Source organism: Gordonia sp. OPL2, from assembly GCF_003797825.1.
Classification (GTDB): Bacteria; Actinomycetota; Actinomycetes; order Mycobacteriales; family Mycobacteriaceae; genus Gordonia.
On the sequence record NZ_RKME01000006.1, the window covers coordinates 242,458 to 253,171 of the forward strand.

11 protein-coding genes are annotated in these 10,714 nt (G+C 66.7%); 6 read left to right on the forward strand and 5 right to left on the reverse strand.

Features of this window, described 5'->3' with window-relative positions; genetic code table 11:
- The first annotated feature begins 54 nt into the window (after positions 1–54).
- From eno to EEB19_RS09200, 4 genes are read left to right on the forward strand one after another with little or no spacing between them, the layout of a single operon-like run.
- Positions 55–1,338 (forward strand): phosphopyruvate hydratase, encoded by a 1,284-nt coding sequence (gene eno / locus EEB19_RS09185; RefSeq protein WP_187585348.1) that lies wholly within the window; start codon positions 55–57, stop codon positions 1,336–1,338.
- Positions 1,339–1,351: 13 nt separating this feature from the next.
- Positions 1,352–2,023 (forward strand): septum formation initiator family protein, encoded by a 672-nt coding sequence (locus tag EEB19_RS09190; RefSeq protein WP_187585350.1) that lies wholly within the window; start codon positions 1,352–1,354, stop codon positions 2,021–2,023.
- Positions 2,020–2,550, forward strand: a complete 531-nt coding sequence (locus EEB19_RS09195) for a DUF501 domain-containing protein (RefSeq protein WP_187585352.1) — start codon at positions 2,020–2,022, stop codon at positions 2,548–2,550. The genes EEB19_RS09190 and EEB19_RS09195 overlap by 4 nt, the downstream gene beginning before the upstream one ends.
- Complete coding sequence (locus EEB19_RS09200; RefSeq protein WP_187585354.1) at positions 2,547–3,497, forward strand: Ppx/GppA phosphatase family protein; 951 nt, start codon at positions 2,547–2,549, stop codon at positions 3,495–3,497. Before EEB19_RS09195 ends, EEB19_RS09200 begins: the two co-directional genes overlap by 4 nt.
- A 33-nt stretch (positions 3,498–3,530) precedes the next feature.
- Here EEB19_RS09200 and EEB19_RS09205 read toward each other — a convergent pair whose 3' ends face one another.
- The 5 genes from EEB19_RS09205 to EEB19_RS09225 form a co-directional block, all read right to left on the reverse strand.
- Positions 3,531–4,043, reverse strand: coding sequence for a DUF4395 domain-containing protein (locus tag EEB19_RS09205; protein ID WP_187585356.1), 513 nt, complete (start codon positions 4,041–4,043; stop codon positions 3,531–3,533).
- A gap of 68 nt (positions 4,044–4,111) precedes the next feature.
- The gene (gene recQ / locus EEB19_RS09210; RefSeq protein WP_187585358.1) at positions 4,112–5,932 is read right to left on the reverse strand and encodes a DNA helicase RecQ; all 1,821 of its coding nucleotides are present in this window, start codon (positions 5,930–5,932) and stop codon (positions 4,112–4,114) included.
- 26 nt (positions 5,933–5,958) lie between these two features.
- Complete coding sequence (locus tag EEB19_RS09215; RefSeq protein WP_187585423.1) at positions 5,959–6,333, reverse strand: hypothetical protein; 375 nt, start codon at positions 6,331–6,333, stop codon at positions 5,959–5,961.
- A gap of 38 nt (positions 6,334–6,371) precedes the next feature.
- The gene (locus EEB19_RS09220) at positions 6,372–7,577 is read right to left on the reverse strand and encodes an acyl-CoA desaturase (RefSeq protein ID WP_187585360.1); all 1,206 of its coding nucleotides are present in this window, start codon (positions 7,575–7,577) and stop codon (positions 6,372–6,374) included.
- 5 nt (positions 7,578–7,582) lie between these two features.
- Positions 7,583–8,662: a ferredoxin reductase gene (locus EEB19_RS09225; RefSeq protein ID WP_187585362.1), complete on the reverse strand. Its 1,080-nt coding sequence runs from the start codon at positions 8,660–8,662 to the stop codon at positions 7,583–7,585.
- 175 nt (positions 8,663–8,837) lie between these two features.
- Between EEB19_RS09225 and EEB19_RS09230 the strand changes: the two genes are divergently transcribed.
- Positions 8,838–9,521, forward strand: coding sequence for a TetR family transcriptional regulator (locus tag EEB19_RS09230; RefSeq protein WP_187585364.1), 684 nt, complete (start codon positions 8,838–8,840; stop codon positions 9,519–9,521).
- Positions 9,522–9,644: 123 nt separating this feature from the next.
- Positions 9,645–10,550, forward strand: coding sequence for a hypothetical protein (locus EEB19_RS09235; RefSeq protein ID WP_262365528.1), 906 nt, complete (start codon positions 9,645–9,647; stop codon positions 10,548–10,550).
- Positions 10,551–10,714 lie beyond the last annotated feature (164 nt).

Here is a 10,714-nt window from a genome sequence, read left to right on the forward strand (position 1 = left end):
GTACCTGTCGGCGTCGGCGATGACGCCGACCCGTCGACCGTAAGGGGCGCAGCTGTGGCAATGATCGAGCAGGTCGGTGCACGCGAGATTCTGGACTCGCGGGGTAATCCGACCGTCGAGGTCGAAGTGGTTCTCGACGACGGCACCTTCACCCGCGCCGCCGTCCCCTCGGGAGCCTCGACCGGCGAGCACGAGGCGGTCGAGCTGCGTGACGGCGGCGAGCGCTATCTCGGCAAGGGCGTGACCAAGGCTGTCGAGGGCGTGCTCGGCGAGCTCGCGCCGGCCATCATCGGACTCGAGGCCGAGGAGCAGCGCGTCGTCGACCAGGCACTCCTCGATTGCGACGGCACCCCCGACAAGGGACGGATCGGCGCGAACGCAATCCTCGGTGTCTCGCTCGCCGTCGCCAAGGGTGCGGCCGAGTCCGCCGGACTTCCCCTGTTCCGCTACATCGGCGGACCCAACGCGCACATCCTGCCGGTGCCGATGATGAACATCATCAACGGTGGCGAGCACGCCGACAACGGGATCGATTTCCAGGAGTTCATGATCGCTCCGGTCGGTGCTCCCACGTTCAAGGAGGCCCTGCGCTGCGGGGCCGAGGTCTACCACGCCCTGAAGTCCGTGCTGCACAAGCAGGGACTGAACACCGCGCTCGGTGACGAGGGCGGTTTCGCCCCCGACCTGCCCAACACCGAGGCCGCACTCGCCGCCATCGGCGAGGCCGTCGGCAAGGCCGGCTACACCTTCGGCCAGGACGTCGTGGTCGCGCTCGACGCAGCGTCGACCGAGTTCTTCTCCAACGGTGTGTACAAGCTCGAGGGCAAGGACCTCTCGGCCGACGAGATGATCACCTTCTTCGAGAAGCTGGTGACCGACTTCCCGATCGTGTCGATCGAGGACGGTCTGGCCGAGGACGACTGGACCGGCTGGGCGGCGCTGACCGAGTCGATCGGCGACAAGGTGCAGCTCGTCGGCGATGACCTGTTCGTCACCAACCCGGAGCGACTCGAGCGTGGCATCTCCGAGGGCGTCGCGAACGCACTGCTGGTGAAGGTGAACCAGATCGGCTCGCTCACCGAGACCCTGGACGCGGTTGCCTTGGCGCACAACAACAGCTACAAGACGATGATGAGCCACCGGTCGGGCGAGACCGAGGACACCACCATCGCCGACCTGGCCGTTGCCTGCGGATGTGGCCAGATCAAGACGGGTGCGCCGGCCCGCAGCGAACGCGTCGCGAAGTACAACCAGCTGCTGCGTATCGAGGAAGGTCTGGGCGACGCGGCGCGGTACGCGGGAGACCTCGCCTTCCCACGATTCTCGTTTGGTTCGTGATTAGCTGGTCCCCATGACTGAGGACGGGCGTCGTCGGGCGCGGGCTGATCGTCGTGGCACCGCCACGCGCGGTCACGCCCGTCCCCGATCGCCGGGCACGCGCCCGGGGTCGGCCCGGGCGACCCGGATCTCGGTGACGGAGACCGGTGAGCAGGAAGTGCACGCGGACGATCTCGATCCGACCGACCTCGTCGACGAGCCCGACGTCGACGACACCGGTGTCGACGAGAAGCCTGCCCCGAGGCGAGCCCGTACTCCGCGCGCGACCACGCGGCGACGGATCGACGGTGCCGCGTTGGCCGCACGGTGGGAGGGGCTCGATGCCAAGCGCGCGATCGTCCTCGCGCTCGTCGTGAGCGTCGTCGCGCTGACCCTGGCGATGCCGGTCCGCACCTACTTCTCGCAGCGCGGGGAATTCGAGCAACTGCGGGCCAGCAACGATCGGCTCCAGACCGAGGTCACCGACTATCAGCAGAAGGTCAATGAGCAGGGCGACCCGGCCTACATCGAGGCGAAGGCGCGAGAGCGACTCCAGTTCGTCAGGCCGGGGGAGAAGGCGTTGGTGATGATGTACCCGGGCGACGACGCGCGCATGGCCGCGCAGAAGAAGGCGCAGGAGCGGGCACGCAATCCGTGGTACGGCAATCTGTGGGAGTCGGTCTCGACCCCGCCGACCAGCAAGTGAGCGTCACCGACGCCGACCTCGCCACCATCGCCGCGCAACTCGGACGGGAACCCCGCGGTGTGATCGAGGTCAGCTATCGCACCCCGGACGGGCAGCCGGCGGTCATCAAGACGACGCCCCGACTTCCCGACGGCACGCCCTTTCCGACGCTCTACTACCTGACCGATCCGCGACTCACCGCCGAGGCGAGCCGGCTGGAATCGGCCGGAGTCATGAAGGACATGACCGCCCGGCTGGGTACCGACGACGTGCTCGCGGCTGCCTACCGCACCGCGCACGAGTCCTATCTGGCCGAGCGAGACGCGATCGAATCCCTCGGCACAGACTTCACCGGCGGTGGCATGCCGGATCGGGTGAAATGCCTCCACGTGTTGATCGCCCATTCGCTCGCCAAGGGGCCGGGAACGAACCCGCTCGGCGACGAGGCCGTCGCACTGGCGGCCGAGGGGGCGCTGCGAGGCACCGCGATCCCCGCCGACTGGCCGCGGATGAATCCCGTCGACGAACCGGTCGGAGAGGATTCGTGACCGTCGTCGGCGCCGTCGACTGCGGCACCAATTCGATCCGGCTGCTCGTCGCGCGCGCAGACTCGGCACCCGCACCACTCGTCGACATCCACCGCGAGATGCGCGTCGTCCGCCTCGGGCAGGGCGTCGATGCCACCGGACGTTTCGCTCCGGAGGCCATCGAGCGGACCCGGCAGGCCTTGGCGGATTACGTCGACATCATGGTGGCGGCAGGAGTCGAGCGGGTGCGGATGGTCGCGACGTCGGCGACCCGGGACGCGGCCAACCGGGACGACTTCTTCGCGATGACGGCCGAGCTGCTCGGACGGGTGGTCCCCGGTGCATGCGCCGAGGTGATCACCGGCGACGAGGAGGCCCGCCTCTCGTTCCGCGGCGCAGTCGGCGAACTAGATTCTGCGCGTGGACCTTTCGTCGTCACCGACCTCGGTGGCGGCTCGACCGAGGTCGTGGTCGGCGACAACGATGGCGTGCGCGCCGCGTACTCCGCCGACATCGGATGCGTCAGGCTCACCGAACGGTGCCTGCCCTCGGATCCGCCGACCGACGACGAGGTCGCCGCGGCGCGTGCCTTCGCCCGCGAACGACTGGAACCGGCGTTCGCCGCGGTGCCCGTCGAGGGCGTGCGCACATGGGTGGGTGTCGCCGGCACGATGACGACGTTGGCCGCTGTCGGCGCCGGTCTTGCCGACTACGACCCCGAGGTGATCCATCTGTCGCGGATCTCGCTCGAGGATCTGGATTCGGTGTGCCGTCGGCTGGTCGCGATGACCCGAGATGAGCGCGCGGCCCTGGGTCCGATGCATCCAGGTCGCGTCGATGTGATCGGAGGCGGGTCGCTGGTCGCGATGGAACTCGCCGAGGTCCTGTCTGCTCGCGCCGGGATCACCGAACTCGTCGTCAGCGAGCACGACATCCTCGACGGGATCGCGATGGGGTTGCTGGACTGACACCACGTTCGGCGCCGCCCGACCCTGGCCAGACTATGCGGTGGAGTGCTCCGCCGGGGTCCGCAACGACAGGTTGTTGCACGCTTCGCAGACCGTCTCGGGGATGATCCCGTGGCGCTGCAGGAAGCCGAAGGCGATGCAGCCGAGGCACAGCCCGAAGGCGAACTCCAGCGTGGCGGCGACGACCAACGCACCGACCACGATCTGCGCGGCCAGACCGAGTCCGAGAATCGACAGGATCAGGGCGGCGCCGCTGAACACCAGTCCGATCGTCTGGGCGAAGCGCTTGGGCGGTCCGGGCACGAGCTTGGTCTTGCGCCAGACCTTGGGGACGATGACCCGCACGGACAGCTGGCCGAAGGGCGAGTAGCGCGGGCCGGCCATCACACGCAGCAGGAACCCGAGGGCGAGGAGTGCGTAGACGACGGGATGGTCGACGACGATCGCGACGACGGCGAGCAGGATGACCAGGCCGGCCGTCGACCGTGCGGCGTAGTCGTTGACCGGGTTCGGGAACGTCAGGAACGACGGCAACGAGCGGGACACGACATACCTCCTGAGAAGACAGCGCCACCCACAGTAGGCAGAGCTGCGTGGTCGGGCAATGATTGTGCTCAGGCAGGTTCGAAGGCGGCGATTGTCGCCAGTACGTCGTCGCCGTACTGCTCGAGCTTCGCGTCGCCGATCCCGGACACCGAGCGCAACTGGTCCGCGGTGGACGGTCGGCGTCCGGCCAGTTCCCGCAACGTCGCGTCATTGAACACCACGTACGGCGGCACTCCGCGCCGTGACGCCTCCGCCTTGCGCCAGGCACGCAGGTGCTCGAAGAGGCCGCGGTCCGGCTCGGGCAGTTCCGCGGCAGTCGACGTGGATCGCCGTCGGGTCACCGCCCTCACCGGATCCAGACGCAGCATGACCGGCGTCTCGCCGCGCAGGACCGGCCAACTCTTCTCGGTCAAGGTCAGCACACCGTAATCACCCTGTGGCGCAATGATCCCCGTGGCGACGAACTGACGCACCGCGCCACGCCAGCCCGCGGCATCGAGCTCGGTGCCGATCCCGTAGGTACTGAGGCGGTCGTGACCCTGCTCGCGGATTCGCGCGGTGTCGGCGCCGCGCAGGATGTCGATGAGGTGGCCCGCGCCGAAGGCCTGACGATGCTCACGATCGAGACGGACGATCGTGGACAACAGTTTCTGCGCGGCGACCGTCCCGTCGGTGGTCTCCGGCGGATTCAGGCAGGTGTCGCAGTTGTTGCAGGCGGTGGACTCCTGACCGAAGTACCGCAGCAGTTGGGTCCGACGGCAGTCGACGGTCTCGCACAGGGCGAGCATCGCATCGAGATGTTGCTGCTGTACACGGCGGTGATTCGCGTCGCCGTCGGACTGGTCGATGAGCCGCCGCTGCTGCATGACGTCGGCGAGTCCATAGGTCATCCACGCCACCGACGGCGCGCCGTCGCGTCCGGCACGACCGGTTTCCTGGTAGTAACCCTCGACGCTCTTCGGCAGATCGATGTGCGCGACGAAGCGCACGTCCGGCTTGTCGATGCCCATGCCGAACGCGATCGTCGCGACGACCACGACGCCGTCGGCCCGCAGGAAACGCTCGAGCGTGTCCTGGCGGACGGTGCGGTCGAGGCCCGCATGGTAGGGCATCGCGTCGATCCCGTTGTTGCGCAAGAACTCTGCGGTCTTCTCCACCGACGCTCTGCTGAGTGCGTAGACGATGCCGGTGGCGGGCCGCCCGTCGACGATGCCATCGGTACGGATGAAGTCGAGCAGCTGCTTACGGGGCTCGGCCTTGGAGACGATGCGGTAGGTGATGTTGGGCCGATCGAAGTCGGCGACGAAGTGGCGGGCATCGTCGAGTCGGAGACGCTCGGTGAGCTCGGCATGCGTGCGGGCAGTCGCGGTGGCGGTCAGCGCGATCCGCGGCACGTCGGGCCACAGGTCGGCCAGTTCGCCGAGCATCAGGTAGTCGGGACGGAAGTCGTGTCCCCACTGCGAGACACAGTGCGCCTCGTCGATGGCGAACAGCGAGATCGTGCCCTGCTGGAGCAGCGCCCGGGTGCCGGGCGTGTTGAGGCGTTCGGGGGCGACGTAGAGAAGGTCCAACTCGCCGGATCGGTACGCCGCCTCGACCTCTGCGCGCTGCTCGGGCATCTGGGTCGAGTTCAGAAATGCCGCGCGGACACCCAGTTCTCGAAGTGCGGCCACCTGATCGGCCATGAGTGCGATGAGTGGTGACACCACCACCCCGCAGCCCTCGCGGACCAGCGCCGGGATCTGGTAGCAGAGACTCTTCCCGCCCCCGGTGGGCATGAGGACGACGGCGTCTCCGCCGCCGACCACATGTCCCACGATCTGTTCCTGGTCACCGCGGAAGGACTCGTATCCGAAGGTCGACTCCAGCACGTGCCACATGTCCGACATGGGCACAAGGTTACTGTCGCGGTGCGTCAGGGCTGTTCGCCCGGTAACTCTCCGACGTCGACCGGTTCCTCGGGTACATCCTCGGCGCTCGGAAGCGCCGCCTGGTCCGTGCCGGGGAGTTCGCCGAGGTCCACCGGGTCGCCGGGCTCGTCGGCGTCGAGCGGTGGCACCTCGTCGACGAGCTCGTGTTCCTCGACATCGAGGATGCCCCGCTCCTGGTCGTCCCGGGCCCGACGCGCCGCCTCGCGCATCTCGAAACCATCGGTGACCAGGTCGCCGATCTCACGCGCGACATCGGTCACGGCGCCGGTGATGATGGTGGCGATACGGCCGACATGTGTTGCTGTCGACTCCACCAGTTCTTGGACCAGATCCTTGTTGCGTTCGATGCGATCGACCATGATTCCGTATTGTGCCACCGGTGTCGAGGGCTCGCGGATCACGCGACCGCGGACTTCGACCGTTCCACGGTCACCACGATGTCGTTGTCGTCGCGGGTCATGAAGTTCGGCAGCGACAGCTTTGCGATCTTCCTCCACGTCGACGCCAGTTGGTGACTCAGTGACCCTGTGTTGTACGGCAGGCCGTAGCGCTCGCAGATCTCGCGGACCTCGCCGGAGATCTCCGGGTAGCGGCTCGCCGGGATGTCCGGGAACAGGTGATGCTCGATCTGATGCGAGAGATTGCCGCTCATCACGTGGAACAGCGGGCTGCCGGTGATGTTGGCCGAGCCGAGCATCTGGCGGAGATACCACTGTCCGCGGGTCTCGTTCGCGCACTCTTCGGGCGTGAAGGTCTGTGCGCCACTGGGGAAGTGGCCGCAGAAGATGATCGAGTACGTCCAGACGTTGCGGACGAGATTGGCCGAGGCGTTGCCGAGCAGCGTGGTGACGAACAGGGGCCCGGTCAGTGCCGGGAACACCACGTAGTCCTTGAGGACCTGGCGTCCGGCCTTGCGCCACATACCTTTCACGAGTCCCTTGACGTCGTACCACTTGCGCTTGCCGGCGACGATGTTCTCGACCTCGAGGTCGTGCAGCATGACGCCCCACTCGAACAGCAGCATCAGGGCCGTCGCGTAGCCGAGATTGCCCAGGTAGTAGGGATTCCACTTCTGATCGCGGTCCATCCGGAGGATGCCGTAGCCGATGTCGCGGTCCTCGCCGACGATGTTGGTGAAGGTGTGGTGCATGTAGTTGTGGCTGTGGCGCCACTGATCGGCGGGACACACGGTGTCCCACTCGAATTCGCGGGAGTTGTAGGTGTCCTCACGCATCCAGTCGTACTGGCCGTGCATGACGTTGTGGCCGATCTCCATGTTGTCCAGGATCTTCGACACGGAGAGGGCGCCGACGGCGGCGATCCAGGCCGGCGGGAAGAAACCCAGGTACATCAGTGCGCGGCCGGTGATCTCGAATCCCCGCTGCGCTCGAATGATCGAGTACAGGTACTCGCGGTCCTTCTCACCGAGATCGGCGACGACGCGGGCCTTCAGCTCGTCGAGGTCACGGCCGAGCGCCTCGACCTGCTCATAGCTGAGAGTGATGTGCTTCGGATCGTTCGTCGGGATGGCGTCGTCGCGCGGGTCGGTGACCTTGACGAGAGCCGTGCTGGGGTCGGTGCTGGTGGGAGTGGTGATGGTCATGGTTGCTATACCTCGATTTCCACGTCGCCGACAGGCGCGTTGATGCAGAGCTGGACCTGCGTGTCGGCTTCGGTGTCGGTTTCTCCGGTCAACACGTTGCGGGTGCAGCCGGATCTCTTGATGGCGGTGCAGGAGAAACAGATCCCCATCCGGCAGCCGGACTCCGGGCTCAACCCGGCCGATTCCGCCTGCTCGAGGATGGTGCGGCCGTCGTTGGACGCTGATCTACCGGATCGCAGGAACGTCAGTTCACCGTCGACGGGTGCGTCGGGGTCGACGGCGATCGGAGCGGCGAGGGTGAACGCCTCGCTCGACAGGGGCTGGGTCATACCGGAGTCGTCGTAGTGCTGGTTGACCGCATCCATCAGGGCAGTCGGGCCGCAGACGAACAGATGCGCGTCGTCGATGCCGGCGATCCCGTCGAGGTGCGCCGCGGTGAAGTGTTCCGCCTCGGCTCCCCGGGTGTAGTGCAGTCGGACGTCGATCTGAGGATGTGCGGCCGCGATGGCCGCGAGTTCGCCACGGTAGGCGACATCGACCGGAGTTCGCGCGTAGTGCAGGAACGTGACCCGGCCGTCGTAACCCTCGGCAACGAGCGTACGCAGCATCGAGAGTACAGGTGTAATCCCGCTGCCCCCGCTGATGAAGATCGCCGACGAGGGGCGTTCGGTGGGTAGTGTGAACTCACCGGCCGCCTGACCCAGCCCGACGATCATGCCGATGTGGGCATGGTCACGAAGATGGGTGGAGACGAATCCGTCGTCGTGGGCGGTGATGGTCAGTTCGAGGTCACCGTCGGGACGTCCGGCGGCATTTGCCGGCGAGAAGCAGCGAGTATGACGCACGCCGTCGATGACGGTGCTGAGCTGCACGTATTGTCCCGCCTGGTGGCCCTGCCACTGACGCGTGGGACGTAGGGTCAGGCGGACAGTGCGGGGGGTGGGATGGTCGACGCCGACGACCTTCGCGCGCAGGTCGCGCCAGGTCATCATCGGATCGATCAGTTCGAGATAGCGGTCGACGGGATGAGGAGACAGGGCTGCCTCGACGATCGAACCGACGACATCGGGGATGCGGATGCTCATGGGCTGGCTCCGTTCGGTCAGATTCACGTTTGAGTGAACATCTGTACACGGACAAGTGTGACATGGAGGCGGGTCCGTTGGTCAAGCGGAAAATGCTGTGATGGCAATCACCGGTTCACGGTCGCGTCGGCGAGGCCGCGACCCTGGTGTGGGTGGCTCCGCCTAGACTCGGATCGTGACCAGGTCCCGACACACCTCCCGCCCGCGGTCGTCGCGCGCGACCGGTGAGTCCGAGACCCGGGCCGAACGCAAGAACCGGACCCGACAGTCGTTGCTCGACGCCACCATGGAATTGGTCGCCGAGCGCAGTTTCGCGAGCATCAGCCTGCGCGAGGTGGCGCGGGGTGCGGGCATCGTGCCGACCGCCTTCTATCGCCACTTCGCCTCGATGGAGGATCTGGGCGTCACGCTCGTCGAGGACTCGATGCGGGTGCTGCGTCGCACACTGCGTGAGGGACGCCGAGACCTGGCGGCTCGTCAGGCATTGCCGACGGCCCAGAACTCACTGGCCATCCTGCTGGGTCAGGTGCACGACAACGAGGCCCAGTTCCGGTTCCTGGTCCGAGAGCAGCACGGCGGCATCGCGGAGATCCGCCGGGCCATCGACACCGAGCTGCGGCTGTTCTCGAAAGAGCTCGCGATCGATCTGTCGCGGCTGCCCGACCTGGCGCAATGGAATCCCGAGGATCTCGAGATCTCGGCCGAGTTGATCGTGACGATCATGCTCACCGCCGTTGCCGATCTACTCGACAACGACTACCGCGGCCGCGGTGTGGAACGCGAGATCGTCGAACGTACGGAACGGCAGCTCGTCATGGTGTTCCTGGGAATGGGGCAGTGGCGTCCGCGAGGTGAATGACGCGGTTTCTCGACCCTGTATGTCGATATCCGCGCCGCAACGGCTACAACTTCGCATCGTCGCTGGTGAAGCATCTTCGTTGCCCTTAGTCTCTGTGTTACAGATGTGACTCAGGAGATAGAAGTGACTCGTGTGAAAAGGCTTGTCGTCGTCGCCACTGCGACGATCGTGTGCTGCGTGGTCTTCGGGACCGCGACGGCGACGGCTGCGTCACCACCGTGGTGGCCGCCGCAACTGCCGCCCCTGCCGCCTCAGATCGCCAAGATGTTCGAGCCGCCCGTGCCGTTGGACAAGAAACTGAGCAAGAGCTTCGCCGCGGTCCAGAAGTCGATGCGGAAATCGCTGCCCGGACAGGTCGGTCTGTCGCTCGTGCCGGTCGGGTCCGACGAGGTGATCAGCATGGGCACGCTCAAGACGGGGCGCGCCTGGTCCACGTTGAAGGTGCCGGTGTCGCTCGCCGCGCAGCGCAAGAACGGTTTCGCCGTTGCGATCAAGGAGGACAAGGCGATCAAGTTCTCCGACAACGACGCGGCCGGGGATCTCTGGGGATCACTCGGTGGCGGGATGAGTTCGGTGAATGCAGTGACCGATGTCTTGCGAGAAGGGCACGACGAGAAGACGCACGTCACCTCGGAGGCCGACGACCCGCCGTCGTACCCGGGATACACGAAGTGGGCGTTGGCGGATCAGGCGCGTTTCGGCGCGCACCTTCCATGCCTGCCCGACAGCGAGCACATCATCCGTCTGATGAGTTCGGTTGCCGCCAACCAGCAGTGGGGTGTCGCGAAGACCGGACGAAGCCAAGGGGCGATCACCGCCGTCAAGGGTGGTTGGGGTCCGGCGACCTCCAAGTCCGCCGGCTATCTGGTTCGACAGCTGGGCGTCATCTCCACCACCCGTGGGCAGGTGGCCGTGTCGATGGCCGCGGTGCCGCGCAGCGGGTCATTCTCCGACGGGACGAAGATGCTCAACAAGATGGGGGACTGGCTGGGCCGCAACCTCGCTCAGCTCCCGATGGGACGCTGCTGACCGCCCGGGTGAACGTCAGGCCACCCGCCTCAGTCGTCCGGGCGGGCATGCCGACCCGATTGGCGGCCCGTCGGTGGTGGTGGTGGTGGTGATGATGGCCTCGGGGCCGGGGAGGGTGCGGTCGGCCGGGTCGCCGGCGACGGAGTCGTCGAGGACCGTGGTGG

Bases quoted from the DNA above. Each gene is read 5' to 3' on its own strand.
- EEB19_RS09190 (WP_187585350.1), top strand. From the start codon at position 1,352: ATGACTGAGGACGGGCGTCGTCGGGCGCGGGCTGATCGTCGTGGCACC.
- recQ (WP_187585358.1), bottom strand. From the start codon at position 5,932: ATGTCGGACATGTGGCACGTGCTGGAGTCGACCTTCGGATACGAGTCC.
- EEB19_RS09215 (WP_187585423.1), bottom strand. From the start codon at position 6,333: ATGGTCGATCGCATCGAACGCAACAAGGATCTGGTCCAAGAACTGGTG.
- EEB19_RS09220 (WP_187585360.1), bottom strand. From the start codon at position 7,577: ATGACCATCACCACTCCCACCAGCACCGACCCCAGCACGGCTCTCGTC.
- EEB19_RS09225 (WP_187585362.1), bottom strand. From the start codon at position 8,662: ATGAGCATCCGCATCCCCGATGTCGTCGGTTCGATCGTCGAGGCAGCC.